The following is a 14,385-nucleotide window of genomic DNA, read 5'->3' on the forward strand; positions in this document are numbered from 1 at the left end:
GCATAAAGACCACCCTCTCGGTGGTTTTTTTGTGTCTGCTTTTCACCTAAATGGAAATTTTACAATCGATTACCTTTCTGTCACCAATGACTAACTATGCCTTGGCTATTTTCATTATAAAAAATAAGAGTGATATGACATTAACGACAAGAATGGAGTTCCATATGGGTCTTTTTGATTTTGTAAAAGGTATCGGTAAGAAAAATACAGCTGCCGCAGAGCCGCAGGCCGCACCAGCAAATACTACTCCAGCCGCAGCAGCACAGCCCGCAGAGCCTTCTGCCCAAGAAGTCGCAAATAAATTACTTGGTCATGTAAAAGGTCTGGGTCTTCCGATCACTGGTTTATCCATCAGTTATAATTCAACCTCGGATCTGGCCACGGTCAGAGGTCAGGTGCAAAGTCAGGCCGATCGTGAAAAAATTATTCTGGCGGTGGGGAATATTGATCATGTGGCCAAAGTGGATGATCAGCTTACGGTCAGCAGCCCTGAACCGGAAAGCAAATTCTATACGGTAAAATCGGGGGATAGCTTGTCAAAAATCTCGAAAGAATTTTATGGTGATGCCAATCAGTACAATAAGATCTTTGAGGCCAATCGCCCATTGCTCAAAGATGCTGATGATATTTTCCCGGGACAGGTATTGCGTATTCCGGCCTGATTTTTAAGTCGAAAATAAATATCTAAATATCTTGTTCACCATAATGCCCCATTTGGGGCATTATTTTTTTGGAAACAGCTTGAGCGCTGAATGTTGAAAGATAAAAATAATTACCCGCCAAGATCCAGATAGAGACTTTCTTTTACTTCCTCCATGACCACATAACTATGTGAGGAGGCAGAAGCAGGTAATTTTTTTAGCAAATCGCCTAACAGACGCCGATAGGCACTCATCTCTTTGAGACGTGCCTTGACCAGATAATCAAAGTCACCGGAAATCAAATGACATTCCAGTACTTCTGGAATTTCGGTCAGATTACGCGCCACCTGATCAAATACATCACCCGATTTTGCAGAAAGCTTAATCTCCAGAAAGACCAGCAAATTGCGTTCTAGCAGTTCCGGATTTAAGCGCGCGTAATAACCCATGATAATGCCTTCGCGCTCCAGCCGTTTTACCCGTTCTGAACAGGGTGTGGTTGACAGGTTCACACGTGCTGCCAGCTCACTAATGGCAATCCGGCCATCGCGTTGCAAGATAGCCAGAATCATGCGATCAATGCGGTCTAATTTACGCATCAATATTTCCCTCTTTTTTTTAATTCTGCCCGAAAAAAATGTTTATTTCACTAAATATATCGTCTCAATATAGTTAAATTCACTATTGATCCAAAAATATACTAGTTAAATTAACTAGAAAAATTTGAGGGTAGTAAGATGCGCGTTTTGGTCTTAGGCAGTGGTGTAATCGGTGTGGCGAGTGCCTACTATCTGGCGCAGCAGGGTGCAGAAGTTAAAGTGCTCGACCGTCAAACCGGGCCGGCTGAAGAAACCAGTTTTGGCAATGCCGGACAAATTTCTCCGGGCTATTCGACGCCATGGGCAGCACCGGGCATTCCATTTAAAGCAGTGAAATGGATGTTCCAGCATCATGCACCTTTAGCCATTAATTTAGATGGCAGTATGTGGCAGTTGAACTGGATGGCACAAATGCTGAAAAACTGTAATCCAGCCAGCTATGCGATTAACAAAGAACGTATGACTCGTGTGGCTGAATATAGCCGTGACTGTTTACGTGAATTGCGTAAAGAAACCGGGATCAGCTATGAGCACCGTTCTAAAGGTACTTTGCAAGTCTTTCGTAACGAAGCGCAATTAGAGATGGTGCAACGTGATATTGCGGTATTGCGAGAATGCGGCGTACCGCATGAATTGTTGTTGGGCGCTGATCTGGCCAAAGTTGAGCCAGCCCTGGCGCATGCCCAGGATAAACTGGTGGGCGGCTTGCATTTACCCAATGATGAGACAGGCGACTGTTATTTATTTACCAATGCCTTAGCCAATGTTGCCAAAGAATTGGGCGTGCAGTTTAAATTTAACCAAAATGTTGAGCGTTTGGTGATTGAAGGCGATGAAATTAAGGGTGTCGTGGTCAATGGTGAAGTGCTGACGGCTGATAAATATGTATTGGCATTCGGTAGTTATTCGCGTGATTTCTTAAAACCTTTGAATCTGGATTTGCCGGTTTATCCAGTCAAAGGCTATTCACTGACCATTCCAATTGTTGATGCCAACTTTGCACCACAATCTACGGTGCTGGATGAAACCTATAAAATTGCCATCACGCGTTTTGACCAGCGGATCCGTGTTGGCGGTATGGCCGAACTAAGTGGATTTAACCACAATTTGAAAGACAATCGCCGTGCCACTCTGGAAATGGTCACTCAGGAATTATTCCCAGGCGGGGATCTGGCAGAAGCGAGTTTCTGGACCGGTTTACGTCCAATGACCCCAGACAGTACCCCGATTATTGGTGTAACGCGTTTTAAAAATCTGTTCCTGAATACTGGACATGGCACCCTGGGTTGGACCATGGCCTGTGGTTCGGGCAAGTTAATCAGTGACATGGTGTTGAATCATAAAACCGAAATCAGCACTGAAGGACTTTCACTCGGACGTTATTCACACGCGGCCTAAATTGCTGTTTCAAGGAAGAAGCTATGCCACGCCCAATTCAAGCTGTAGTGCACTTAGATGCATTGCAGCATAACCTGAAGATCGCCAAAGCCGCAGCGCCAAATGCAGAAGTCTATGCTGTGGTTAAAGCCAATGCCTATGGTCATGGTATTGAGCGAGTCTATTCAGTATTTCAATCAGCCGATGGTTTTGCCTTGCTGGATTTGGCTGAAGCGCAGCGTCTGCGTGCGCTCGGTTGGCAGGGCAAAATTTTACTGCTCGAAGGAATTTTTGCTGTAGACGATTTAGACGTCTGTGCTGCATTAGATTTAAGTTTTAGTCTACATAGCCAGCATCAAATCACCTGGTTAACGCAGTTTCAGCAGATCAATCCAGACGCAAAATTTGATGTGTACTTAAAACTTAACAGCGGTATGAACCGTTTGGGTTTTCAGGCCCACGAATATACGGATATTTTTAAGCAAGTCCAGGCACTGGGCAATGTGCGCTCAATTAGCCATATGACGCATTTTTCCGATGCAGATGGTCAGCGCTTTGGCCAGAACGGCATTGATTATCAATATTCAATGTTCACGCAAATCATTGAACCCTTAGCAGGGAAAACTTCTGTCAGTAATAGTGCAGCCATCCTGCGCCATCATCACCATATTCAATCCGACATTGTGCGTAGTGGCATCATGCTGTATGGCAGTTCGCCTGACTATCCTGACCATACTATTGATGACTGGAATTTGCAGCCCGGCATGAGCCTGCGCAGTGAAATCATTGCGATTCAGTATATTCAGGCTGATGAAAGTGTGGGTTATGGTTCTAACTTCGTTGCGGAGCAGGCGATGCGCATTGGTGTAGTGGCGTGTGGATATGCCGATGGGTATCAGCGCATTTCAGCCACAGGTACACCAGTTCTGGTGGATTCAGTGCAGACTCAAGTTCTTGGTCGGGTCAGTATGGATATGCTTACCGTCGATCTGACCGCTGTCCCTCAGGCGACTGTGGGGAGTGAAGTGGTACTTTGGGGGAAATCTTCGCAAGGTGAAATTTTATCAATTGATGAGGTCGCGGCCGGTTCAGGAACCGTAGGCTATGAATTGATGTGTGCGATTACGGCTCGTGTACCGGTTCGGATTGAAAGCTAAAACTAAATATTGACCAAATAACGGAAGAAATTGAGAGGACATATGATGATGGAACACACCGATATCCAGCGTATTAACAGCAATCAGGTCATGAGTGCTGTCACCATTCACAACCAGACCGTGTATGTATCAGGGCAGGTGCCGGATAGCACCCGTCAGGATATTAGCGGTCAAACGCAGGAAGTGCTGACGAAAATTGATCAGCTGCTCAAGCTGGCAGGAACAGACAAAAGCCGACTGCTGTCGGCACAACTATTTGTGAAAAATCGGGAAAATTTTCAAACCGTGAACCAGATCTGGATTCACTGGTTGCAAGGACAGGGAACTCCGGCACGTGCCACCATTCAGGCAGATCTGGTCAATCCTGACTGGCTGATTGAAATTGCAGTGATTGCAGCACAGGCTTGAGTTGTTTTGGTTTTTATATCTCCCAACTTAATTTTGTAAGGACATCAGATCCGGTCATTTAGCTTTTTAAATGGAACTTCATCTGCATTCAGGATTTCAGGAAGAAATCCGATCAGATGGGCAAGGGTCTGATGCGAAAAAGGAACTAAACATGAATACAACATCCGCTAAAGATGACGCAGCGCCGTCGCAACATGAGCTACAACGCAAGCTATCCAATCGGCATCTGCAGTTAATTGCCATTGGTGGTGCAATTGGTACCGGTTTATTTATGGGATCGGGTAAAACTATCTCTTTGGCCGGCCCTTCAATTTTATTTATTTATATGATTATTGGCTTTATGTTTTTCTTCCTGATGCGCGCATTGGGTGAGATATTGTTGGCTAATTTACATTACAAATCATTTATTGATATGGCACGCGACCTGATTGGTCCGGGCGCGGCCTATTATATTGGCTGGTCTTATTGGCTTGGTTGGGTTCTGGTCGGGATTGCCGATTTAGCAGCGATTATTAATTATCTGAGTTTCTGGTTGCCTGAGGGTGTGGCCTTTACCCCCATCGGGCAGGCATTGATCAGTGTCGGCTGTGTATTGCTGGTTCTGGGTTTGAACTTGCTGACGGTCAAACTGTTTGGTGAAATTGAATTCTGGTTTGCCCTGATTAAGATTTTAGCCATTTTAGGCCTGATCTTTATTGGCGGCTTTATGGTGTTGAACCAGTTTCAGGCACCAGATGGCAGTACTGCAAGCTTTAGCCATGTCTGGTCGGGTGGTATGTTTCCCAAAGGTGCGGATGGCTTTCTGGCAGGCTTCCAGATTGCCTTATTCGCCTTTGTCGGTGTGGAATTGCTCGGTACGATGGCAGCTGAAACCAAAGATCCTGAGAAAAATTTACCTAAAGCCGTCAATGCGATTCCGACGCGTATTATCTTGTTCTATGTGTTGTCATTGTTTGTAGTGATGTCAGTGACTCCATGGGCTAAAATTCCTGCGGATCAAAGTCCTTTTGTCAGCTTATTCATGCATGCCGGTATTGGTGCGGCGGCGATCATCATGAATCTGGTGGTCTTGTCATCCGTCATGTCTTCCATGAATAGTGGTGTATTCTCCACCAGTCGTATGCTTTTCGGATTGGCGCGTGGTCAACAGGCACCTGCCGCTTTGGCGCATCTATCGAAACGTTCTGTACCAGCCAAGGGTTTAATGTTCTCATGTGCCTTTATTATGGCTGGTGCAGCTTTGCAGTACTTCGTGCCCAATACCTTGGAAGCTTTTACTTTAGCGACGTCACTGTGCGTGATTTTGTTTATTAGTATTTGGAGCTTAATTATGGTGTGTTATTTACGCTACCGTAAATTACGCCCTGAACAGCATGCCAACTCCACCTTTAAAATGCCGGGCGGGGTATGGATGAGCTATATCGTACTAACTTTTCTGGCTTTCGCTCTGGTCATTTTAAGTTTGGAGCCAGATACATTCAATGCATTAAAAATCAGTCCATTATGGTTGATTATTTTGGCAGTAACTTATTATGTACTGTATCGGCCGCGTGTCGCAGCCGCGAGAAAAGCGGCATTAGAAACACAATGAAATAGCTCAAAAAAATCCCCGCCTGATCGGGGATTTTTTTATGGTGTGATGAATCATTTGTGAACTTCGTCCTGTGCCCTTAGAATTGAAGGAAAATTTATAATTAAAAATAAGGATCTATATGAGGGGATGGAGTAAAAACAGGCTGGGGTTATGGTCGCTTGGCATTCTTGTGGGAATAGCCATTCTGTTGGTATTTACTGCAAAGTGGCTGCGTACAGATCAACCTTTAACGGATACGGCAAAAAAGTTTATTCAGCCAGATTTAATCTATAGGGCAAATGTTCAGCAACACTCATATTTTTACTTATTGGGAATTGCTGCCAAAGATGAGGTTCACCCTCAGGCACTGGGTCGTTATCGTTACCATCGGGAATGGGCAAACTATATTCAAGATCAGAATGCTGCTGAAAATTTGCAGATTGACTCAGGATTAAACCGTCAGCTGAGCCGAGCTGGTTTTTCTGAACAGGAAAAAGAACTTCTTGAAAATCTGCAAATGCGTTTGGCTAATTCAGCTGAGCAGTTTTCTGCATTGGTGGTAGAACATAAAAAATTGCTATACGCTTTACTGGGGCGTGAGCGTATTCCTTTACAACGGTTTTCAGGTTTATTGGAACACCAGGATTATATTTCATTGGTGATTCCGCCGCAGGCAGTCGGGCCTGATTATCGCTATATTCAAAATTTACAGTTGCTGAAACTGGCTCACATCCAGCTTGATTCAGGCTCTAAAGTGCAGGATTATGCACAGCAATTTCATCAGGTTTTAGATTTTAGCCGGAACCGCTTGTCTTTAGTTGAAAAAATGCTGGTACAGAATTGGCTCAGTCAAATGATTGATCTGATTCGGATCGAGCAAAAAAATGAAAGCAATCCAGTCATGCTTAACAATCTGGATTCAGATCAATTGGGTTTAAAAGCAAGTCTGCAAAATGAATTAATGGGACATTATTTGCTGACCCAATATCTGGCACATGCCTCTGAAATCAGCCCTGTACAGCTAAAATGGCTGTATTTACCCAATACCACCTTTAATGCAATTGCAGCACAATATGAGGTGTACTGGATGCTTTCGGAAACACCGTATGTTGAACTGCAAGAGCGGCTTACGACAAGTGAGCCTTCTTCATTGTCTAAATGGCGACTAAAAAATGCGATTGGACATGTTCTAGCGCAGGTCAGTAAGCCCAACTTTGAAAAATATATTGTGATGAATCATGTCTTAAACAATAAAATTATGACTTTTAATGCAGTCAATTCAGGCAGTATAGAGATAGAGCTATTGAATCAAAATGCAGCAGGGCGACGTTATTTTCAGCAAGATGGAAAGTTATGTATAGCACTGCCATTTTCTCAACAGAAATTGTCTGAACTGAATCTGAAGCAGGATGGCTGTGTAAAAATCTAGAATGCCAAAATAAAAAATCCCCGACGAATCAGGGGTTTTTTATTTTTGCTCTATGCGTTAGAAGGTCGGTTTTACCACGACCAAAATTACCACAGCAAATAAGATCAGGGTTGGCATTTCATTAAAATAACGCCAGAACTTGTGTGACTTGTAATGGGCATTTTCCATCAGTTTTTTGCGGTAATAGCCACATACCAGATGATAAATCACCAATAAACCCACCAGACCCACTTTCAGGTAAAACCATACAGCTTCATGATAGTGACGTGTTGCATCACCCCAATCGACCAGAAAGTGCGCTGTAATGAGGGTGGCCAGCATGGCAGGCCACATGATGCCACGATACAGCTTACGTTCCATCACCTGAAAACGCGCGTGGCTTACGGCATCTTCGCTCATGGCATGGTAAACATACAGCCGTGGCAAGTAGAACAACGCAGCGAACCAGCACACCACAGCAATAATATGTAATGCTTTTACCCAAAGGAAAGCATCAGAAGGAGCATCCATCAAGTCACCCTAAAATGGGCGGCTTAGCCTTCCCATTTTTTGAAGATGAGACAAGCATTTACGCCGCCGAAACCGAAACTGTTACTCATTACAGTATTCAATTTTGCGTCACGTTTTTCAAGCACGATATCAAACGGTTTCGCGCCTTCATCTAGCTCAGTTACATTGATATTTGGCGCAATAAAGTCATTTTGCATCATTAGAACCGAATAAATCGCTTCCTGAACACCAGCAGCACCAAGACTGTGACCCGTCATTGACTTGGTTGAGCTCAGTGGTGGAACTTTATCTTCACCAAATGCACGTGCCATTGCTTGAAGCTCGGTCACGTCACCAGCAGGTGTAGATGTACCATGAGTATTCACATAATCAATCGATTCAACACCATGTTGTTTGGCTTCTTCAAGTGCCATCAGGATACAACGTGTAGCCCCTTCGCCACTTGGTGCAACCATATCTGCACCATCCGAGTTGGCCGCATAGCCCACCACTTCAGCCAAGATGTTTGCACCACGTGCTTGTGCATGCTCAAGTGACTCAAGCACCACAAAACCGCCACCACCGGCAATCACGAAGCCGTCACGGTCAGCAGAGTACGGACGAGATGCAGTTTCAGGCGTGTCGTTGTATTTAGAGCAAAGCGCACCCATCGCATCAAACAATAAGCTTTGTGACCAGTGATCCTCTTCACCGCCACCAGCCAGCATCAAATCTTGTTTGCCCAGTTGAATCAGGTTATAAGCATAACCAATGGCATCGGCAGAGGTTGCACATGCACTGGTAATGGTATGTGCTACGCCTTGTAGTTTAAAAGCGACACCGACGTTTGCAGTAATGGTGTTGGTCATATTGCGTGGTACAAAGAAAGGACCAATTTTACGCGCACCTTTGGTATCTAGAAGTTCTTTCATTTCAACCACTGAGGCAGTTGAACCACCACCTGAACCACCGGCAATACCATAGCGTGGATTATTTGCCAGATCTTCTTGTTTTAAACCGGCATGTTCAACTGCAGCAAGTGCCGAATTGTAGGCATACATTGCGCATACGCCCATAAAGCGTTTGAGTTTTCGGTCAATGCCGTCGAAATCCTGTTCGGCCGCAGCACTCACATGGCTTTTGAAATTGAGTTCAGCATAAGTCGGATTAAAACGTGTTCCTGAAATCCCATTTTGTAAAGAATGGTTTACATCCTCTAATGTATTACCAATACACGAGTTAATACCCATGCCAGTGATGACAACACGTTTCATCTACAGATCCTTATAGTTTAGCTCTACGTCCAGTGACAGAAAATGGGCTATATAAAATCGCCAAATCCGGCCTCTAGCCTTATTTCATGATGGAGAACATGATAGCAGAAAGACTTTTGAAATCTTATGGCAAATGTTATGCCGTGTGACAGTCGGTTGGGTTTGTGAGTCGGGATGTAGGGATTTTACTAAATGACACAGAATAAAGTTGAGATAAATGCTGACTACACCTAGTATTTATATCAAATACAAGCACGTGAATGCTGAGGTAAAAAATGGTAAATGCTAATAATAAACAATCTAATGGTCTGATTTCGAATGCCTTTGGAGTGGCGAAAAAGTTCAGTTCAACCGGATTGGATTTATTGAATCATGTTGCACCAGACTCGGTGACGAAAGCACTTAAGCCGTCAAATTCCGGTCAGGTGATTGACGGTTCGGCGAAGACAAAAAGCGTTTTTTCGGCTAAAAAATATGATAATCCACAGCAAATGCTTCGTGAACATCTGCCAAATGTATCTCGCCAGCTTCTAGGACACCGTTTTAATACCGTCAATAACGTGGCACATTTTGTTTCTCCTGAACTGACGGAGAAAGTATCAGACTATTTTTATGACCGCCTTAACCAGTTTAGTAACCAGAGCAGTTCGGTCGATGCCATTCTGAATGAAGCGGGAGCAAAAGACTTGGAAGAGTTGACTCAGGATGTCAATCGTTCTAAACGAATTTCACAGGCTTTGGGTGAGCAAAACAAATGGATTGCAACGGTACAGGGTGCAATCAGCGGTGCTTCTGGGGTGCTTGGTACAGCGATTGATATTCCGGCTTCTTTGTTAATGGCGCTACGTACCATTTATCAGGTCGGTCGTTCTTATGGTTTTGACCTGAGCAAAGATGATGATCAGGAAATCGTACAACATATCTTTAGACAGCTGGACCTCGGCCTGATTGCTGAAAAGCAGACCTTATTATTGGGTTTAAAAGCGCTGAGTAATACAATTAAAACCCACGATATTTCCCAGCTTCAGGCCATGCTGGGTTCTGATAATGATATGAATGCCATCAAGCAATGGTTAAACAACCATGAGGGCGAGGCAAAATGGGAATGGGTGAACAATCTGCCAAAAATTTCTATTTTAGAAAAATTAACGAAATTGACACCATTGGCAAGTGCTGGAATCGGAGCAGTTTATAGTCACCGTTTTGTTGATGATGTAAATCAGAAAGCTCAAGAAGCTTTCTCACATGCTCGACAATATCTGATTCAGCATCAAGATTCGCAATTGTCTCCCTATGCGGCCTATGAAAAAGCAGTCAATTTATTGCAACAGGCTGCACCTAAATTATTAGACAGTTCATCTCAGTCGATCGAGGCGCCAAAAGACGAGCCAATTCTGGATCAGGATATTGCAATTGAAGGCAATGATACAATTACTCAGGTCAAACTGGTTAAGAAAGAAAAGAATGATCTCAGTTCTGAAGAAGCTGAAGTGAAAAAAGATGAAAAAGTCAGTGAAGGTCTAGATGCCCTCAGTGATGAATTGGTTGAACCTGTGGCAGATAAACAATCGCAACAGCCTGCTTTAACCAAAACTTCTTTTGATCCTGACGTGGAAGCAGAGATACAAGCAGATAATACTGCTGAAAATGAATCGGAGACCGTGGAAAATGAGGGGCTAGAGGGGCAGGAGGATCCAGATTCTGCATCTGAAACAGCCTCAACAACATCTAAAGCTCAAGATGTTACAAAAAAAACTGCGAAGAATCCGAAAAAGTAAATGAATTCTGAGAGAAAATAGCAGCATAGCGTATAGTTGTTATTATATTTGGTCGACCTGAGCAGGTTGACCAATTTTACATCTTGAATTACAATTGCATGCCCTCAAAAAGCAGTATGTTTTTGGGGCTTTTTATTAACGGGAGAATTGCCAAATGGCAACAACAAATCAGTTGATCCGTAAGGGTCGTACGACTTTAGTTGAAAAATCTAAAGTTCCTGCGTTGAAGGCTTGTCCACAGCGCCGTGGTGTTTGTACACGTGTTTACACAACTACACCTAAAAAACCTAACTCAGCAATGCGTAAAGTTTGCCGTGTTCGCTTAACTTCAGGTTTTGAAGTTTCTAGCTACATCGGTGGTGAAGGCCATAACCTGCAAGAGCACAGTGTTGTTCTTATCCGTGGTGGTCGTGTTAAAGACTTACCAGGTGTACGTTACCATACCGTTCGTGGTTCTTTAGACTGTGCTGGTGTTAAAGATCGTAACCAGTCTCGTTCTAAATACGGTACTAAACGTCCTAAGAAATAATTCGTCGAGAATTAAATTTTAAGAACGTAGAACCGCAATCCTTTATCGTCTCGCTTGTCTGATTTCTGCATTTAATTTTGTGAAATTCAAGCGACGTGTAGTAAGGCCAGCGAATGCACATGACACTTTGTGCTCATGCTGGATAAACCTGAAGTGTCATCTTTATAGGTAGTTTAAAATGCCAAGACGTCGCGTAGTCGCTGCTCGTGAAATCCTTCCGGATCCTAAGTTCAGCAGCCAAACAATCGCTAAATTCATGAACCACGTAATGCAAGATGGTAAAAAATCTATTGCTGAAAGTATCGTTTACGGTGCTTTAGACCGCGTTCAAGAAAAATCTAAAGTAGACCCAGTTGAATTTTTCGAGACTACTCTTGAAAAAGTTCGTCCTATGGTCGAAGTAAAAGCACGCCGTGTTGGTGGTGCTACATACCAAGTACCTATGGAAGTACGCCCATCCCGTCGTACTGCCCTAGCTATGCGTTGGTTAGTAGATGCTGCTGCTAAGCGTTCTGAAAAAACTATGGCTTTACGTCTTGCTGGCGAGTTGCTTGATGCATCTGAAGGCAAAGGCGCTGCGGTTAAGAAACGTGAAGATGTGCACCGTATGGCTGAAGCCAACAAAGCATTCTCTCACTACCGTTTCTAAGCAGATAAAACAGGCCCTATTCAGGAAAGTGCTAAAACCGTCATGGTTTTGTCACCAAAGCGCTTTAAGTTGCTATGCAGCTTAAAGCGTCCTGTTTTAAACAACAAAATTTAGGAATGCTAGAAATCATGGCACGTCAAACCCCAATTTCTCGTTACCGTAACATTGGTATTTCTGCGCACATTGACGCAGGTAAGACAACCACTTCTGAACGTATTTTGTTCTACACAGGTGAGAGCCATAAACTTGGTGAAACTCACGAAGGTTCGGCAACTACGGACTGGATGGAACAAGAGCAAGAACGCGGTATTACCATTACCTCAGCAGCTGTAACATGCTTCTGGAAAGGTATGGCGAACCAGTTCGAACAACACCGTATTAACGTAATTGACACCCCGGGACACGTTGACTTCACGATTGAAGTTGAGCGTTCTATGCGTGTTCTTGACGGTGCGTGCATGGTTTACTGTGCTGTAGGTGGTGTTCAGCCTCAGTCAGAAACGGTATGGCGTCAAGCAAATAAATATAAAGTTCCACGTATTGCGTTCGTTAATAAAATGGACCGTACTGGCGCGAACTTCTTCCGCGCAGTTGAACAAGTTAAAACACGTCTTGGCGGTAATCCAGTGCCAATCGTTGTTCCAATCGGCGCAGAAGAAAACTTCCAGGGTGTTATTGACCTGATCGAAATGAAAGCAATCATTTGGGATGAAGCATCTCAAGGTATGCAATTCGAATATGGCGACATCCCTGCTGACTTAGTTGCTACTGCTGAAGAATGGCGTACTAACATGGTTGAAGCTGCTGCGGAAGCATCAGAAGAACTCATGGACAAGTACCTAGAAGGCGAAGAGCTAACTAAAGAAGAAATCGTTGCTGGTATCCGTAAGCGTACATTGGCAAACGAAATTCAACCGATGCTTTGTGGTTCGGCATTCAAAAACAAAGGTGTTCAACGTATGTTGGATGCTGTAATTGAATTCTTGCCAGCACCGACTGACGTTGAAGCGATCAAGGGTATCCTTGACGACAAAGACGAATCTGAAGGTTCTCGTGAAGCGTCTGACGAAGCTCCGTTCTCTGCACTTGCATTCAAAATTATGAATGACAAATTCGTAGGTAACTTGACTTTCGTTCGTGTTTACTCAGGTGTTCTTAAAGCGGGTAGCCCGTGTTATAACCCAGTAAAAATGAAGCGTGAGCGTGTTGGCCGTATCGTACAGATGCATGCGAATGACCGTAAAGATATCGAAGAAATTCGTGCGGGCGACATCGCGGCATGTGTAGGTCTTAAAGACACAACGACTGGTGATACATTATGTGATGAAAACCACGTAATTACACTAGAGCGTATGGAATTCCCTGAGCCAGTAATTGCACTTGCAGTTGAGCCTAAAACTAAAGCTGACCAAGAAAAAATGTCAGTTGCTTTAGGTCGTTTGGCGAAAGAAGATCCATCATTCCGCGTACGTACTGATGAAGAATCAGGTCAAACCATTATTGCTGGTATGGGTGAACTTCACCTTGACATCATTGTTGACCGTATGAAGCGTGAATTCGGTGTTGAAGCCAACATTGGTAAACCAATGGTTTCTTACCGTGAAACGATCAAAAAGTCAGTTGAACAAGAAGGTAAATTCGTACGTCAAACTGGTGGTAAAGGTAAGTTCGGTCACGTATACGTACGTCTAGAACCGCTTGCTGAAGACGCTGGTAAAGACTACGAATTCGTTGAAGAAGTTGTAGGTGGTGTAGTACCTAAAGAATTCTTCGGCGCGGTTGACAAGGGTATCCAAGAACGTATGAAGAATGGTGTACTTGCTGGTTATCCAGTAGTGGGCATCAAAGCGACATTGTTCGACGGTTCTTACCATGATGTCGATTCTGACGAATTATCGTTCAAAATGGCAGGTTCTTACGCATTCCGTGATGGTTTCATGAAAGCAGATCCAATCTTGCTTGAACCAATCATGAAAGTTGAAGTAGAAACTCCAGAAGACTACATGGGCGATATCATGGGTGACTTAAACCGTCGTCGTGGTATGGTTCAAGGTATGGACGATCTTCCTGGTGGTACTAAAGCCATTCGTGCTGAAGTTCCATTGGCTGAGATGTTTGGTTACGCAACTCATATGCGTTCTATGTCTCAAGGTCGTGCGACTTACTCTATGGAATTTGCTAAATATGCTGAAACTCCACGTAACGTGGCTGAAGGCATCATTTCTAAGTTCCAGTCTGGCGGTAAAAAAGGTGACGACGAGTAATCTTTCGATTACTATAAGCCCAAACTAATTCATAGTTAAACCCAAGTGCTCATGCAGTGATCCTGCATGAGTAGTTTAAAAAGGAAGATCTCATGGCTAAGGCTAAGTTTGAACGTAATAAGCCACACGTTAACGTGGGCACAATTGGTCACGTCGACCATGGTAAAACAACTTTAACAGCTGCGATTGCAACTGTATGTGCGAAGAAATTCGGTGGC

General features: G+C 43.9%; 14 protein-coding genes. 11 read left to right on the plus strand and 3 right to left on the minus strand.

Going from position 1 to position 14,385, the window contains the following annotated elements:
- Positions 1-164 precede the first annotated feature (164 nt).
- Positions 165-662 (plus strand): peptidoglycan-binding protein LysM, encoded by a 498-nt coding sequence (lysM, locus tag FTU45_RS11320; RefSeq protein WP_005095992.1) that lies wholly within the window; start codon positions 165-167, stop codon positions 660-662.
- Positions 663-772: 110 nt separating this feature from the next.
- On the opposite strand, the gene FTU45_RS11325 is transcribed toward lysM, so the two are convergent.
- The gene (locus FTU45_RS11325) at positions 773-1,240 is read right to left on the minus strand and encodes an Lrp/AsnC ligand binding domain-containing protein (protein ID WP_180050560.1); all 468 of its coding nucleotides are present in this window, start codon (positions 1,238-1,240) and stop codon (positions 773-775) included.
- Between the two features lie 138 nt (positions 1,241-1,378).
- Between FTU45_RS11325 and FTU45_RS11330 the strand changes: the two genes are divergently transcribed.
- The 5 genes from FTU45_RS11330 (at position 1,379) to FTU45_RS11350 (ending at position 7,184) form a co-directional block, all read left to right on the plus strand.
- Positions 1,379-2,638, plus strand: coding sequence for a D-amino acid dehydrogenase (locus tag FTU45_RS11330; RefSeq protein WP_100328927.1), 1,260 nt, complete (start codon positions 1,379-1,381; stop codon positions 2,636-2,638).
- Positions 2,639-2,661: 23 nt separating this feature from the next.
- Positions 2,662-3,774, plus strand: a complete 1,113-nt coding sequence (gene alr, locus FTU45_RS11335; RefSeq protein ID WP_180076415.1) for an alanine racemase — start codon at positions 2,662-2,664, stop codon at positions 3,772-3,774.
- Between the two features lie 45 nt (positions 3,775-3,819).
- Positions 3,820-4,182: a RidA family protein gene (locus FTU45_RS11340; protein ID WP_373685755.1), complete on the plus strand. Its 363-nt coding sequence runs from the start codon at positions 3,820-3,822 to the stop codon at positions 4,180-4,182.
- Positions 4,183-4,333: 151 nt separating this feature from the next.
- On the plus strand, positions 4,334-5,773 hold the full coding sequence (locus FTU45_RS11345; RefSeq protein ID WP_074384173.1) for an amino acid permease: 1,440 nt from the start codon (positions 4,334-4,336) through the stop codon (positions 5,771-5,773).
- 172 nt (positions 5,774-5,945) lie between these two features.
- The gene (locus FTU45_RS11350) at positions 5,946-7,184 is read left to right on the plus strand and encodes a hypothetical protein (protein WP_373685754.1); all 1,239 of its coding nucleotides are present in this window, start codon (positions 5,946-5,948) and stop codon (positions 7,182-7,184) included.
- Positions 7,185-7,241: 57 nt separating this feature from the next.
- Here FTU45_RS11350 and FTU45_RS11355 read toward each other — a convergent pair whose 3' ends face one another.
- Positions 7,242-7,694, minus strand: a complete 453-nt coding sequence (locus FTU45_RS11355) for a CopD family protein (protein WP_074384131.1) — start codon at positions 7,692-7,694, stop codon at positions 7,242-7,244.
- 23 nt (positions 7,695-7,717) lie between these two features.
- Positions 7,718-8,947: a beta-ketoacyl synthase N-terminal-like domain-containing protein gene (locus tag FTU45_RS11360; RefSeq protein ID WP_180076418.1), complete on the minus strand. Its 1,230-nt coding sequence runs from the start codon at positions 8,945-8,947 to the stop codon at positions 7,718-7,720.
- Between the two features lie 275 nt (positions 8,948-9,222).
- Between FTU45_RS11360 and FTU45_RS11365 the strand changes: the two genes are divergently transcribed.
- From FTU45_RS11365 to FTU45_RS11385, 5 genes are all read left to right on the plus strand, one after another.
- Positions 9,223-10,725 (plus strand): EcsC family protein, encoded by a 1,503-nt coding sequence (locus FTU45_RS11365; protein ID WP_180040290.1) that lies wholly within the window; start codon positions 9,223-9,225, stop codon positions 10,723-10,725.
- Positions 10,726-10,879: 154 nt separating this feature from the next.
- Complete coding sequence (gene rpsL, locus FTU45_RS11370; RefSeq protein WP_002050319.1) at positions 10,880-11,254, plus strand: 30S ribosomal protein S12; 375 nt, start codon at positions 10,880-10,882, stop codon at positions 11,252-11,254.
- A gap of 178 nt (positions 11,255-11,432) precedes the next feature.
- Positions 11,433-11,903 carry a 30S ribosomal protein S7 gene (gene rpsG / locus FTU45_RS11375; protein WP_004279240.1) on the plus strand — a complete coding sequence of 157 codons (471 nt, stop codon included), beginning with the start codon at positions 11,433-11,435 and terminating at the stop codon, positions 11,901-11,903.
- A gap of 128 nt (positions 11,904-12,031) precedes the next feature.
- Positions 12,032-14,167 carry an elongation factor G gene (gene fusA, locus FTU45_RS11380; RefSeq protein ID WP_074384132.1) on the plus strand — a complete coding sequence of 712 codons (2,136 nt, stop codon included), beginning with the start codon at positions 12,032-12,034 and terminating at the stop codon, positions 14,165-14,167.
- Positions 14,168-14,259: 92 nt separating this feature from the next.
- On the plus strand, positions 14,260-14,385 hold a 126-nt coding region (locus FTU45_RS11385; RefSeq protein ID WP_227518531.1), incomplete at its 3' end, for a GTP-binding protein.

The organism is Acinetobacter sp. YH12106, from assembly GCF_013418995.1.
Classification (GTDB): Bacteria; Pseudomonadota; Gammaproteobacteria; order Pseudomonadales; family Moraxellaceae; genus Acinetobacter; species Acinetobacter pseudolwoffii.

What these genes read in the sequence shown, in the direction of transcription:
- lysM (WP_005095992.1), top strand. Translation starts at nt 165, where the DNA reads ATGGGTCTTTTTGATTTTGTAAAAGGTATCGGTAAGAAAAATACAGCT.
- FTU45_RS11325 (WP_180050560.1), bottom strand. Translation starts at nt 1,240, where the DNA reads ATGCGTAAATTAGACCGCATTGATCGCATGATTCTGGCTATCTTGCAA.
- FTU45_RS11330 (WP_100328927.1), top strand. Translation starts at nt 1,379, where the DNA reads ATGCGCGTTTTGGTCTTAGGCAGTGGTGTAATCGGTGTGGCGAGTGCC.
- alr (WP_180076415.1), top strand. Translation starts at nt 2,662, where the DNA reads ATGCCACGCCCAATTCAAGCTGTAGTGCACTTAGATGCATTGCAGCAT.
- FTU45_RS11340 (WP_373685755.1), top strand. Translation starts at nt 3,820, where the DNA reads ATGATGGAACACACCGATATCCAGCGTATTAACAGCAATCAGGTCATG.
- FTU45_RS11345 (WP_074384173.1), top strand. Translation starts at nt 4,334, where the DNA reads ATGAATACAACATCCGCTAAAGATGACGCAGCGCCGTCGCAACATGAG.
- FTU45_RS11355 (WP_074384131.1), bottom strand. Translation starts at nt 7,694, where the DNA reads ATGGATGCTCCTTCTGATGCTTTCCTTTGGGTAAAAGCATTACATATT.
- FTU45_RS11360 (WP_180076418.1), bottom strand. Translation starts at nt 8,947, where the DNA reads ATGAAACGTGTTGTCATCACTGGCATGGGTATTAACTCGTGTATTGGT.
- FTU45_RS11365 (WP_180040290.1), top strand. Translation starts at nt 9,223, where the DNA reads ATGGTAAATGCTAATAATAAACAATCTAATGGTCTGATTTCGAATGCC.
- rpsL (WP_002050319.1), top strand. Translation starts at nt 10,880, where the DNA reads ATGGCAACAACAAATCAGTTGATCCGTAAGGGTCGTACGACTTTAGTT.
- rpsG (WP_004279240.1), top strand. Translation starts at nt 11,433, where the DNA reads ATGCCAAGACGTCGCGTAGTCGCTGCTCGTGAAATCCTTCCGGATCCT.
- fusA (WP_074384132.1), top strand. Translation starts at nt 12,032, where the DNA reads ATGGCACGTCAAACCCCAATTTCTCGTTACCGTAACATTGGTATTTCT.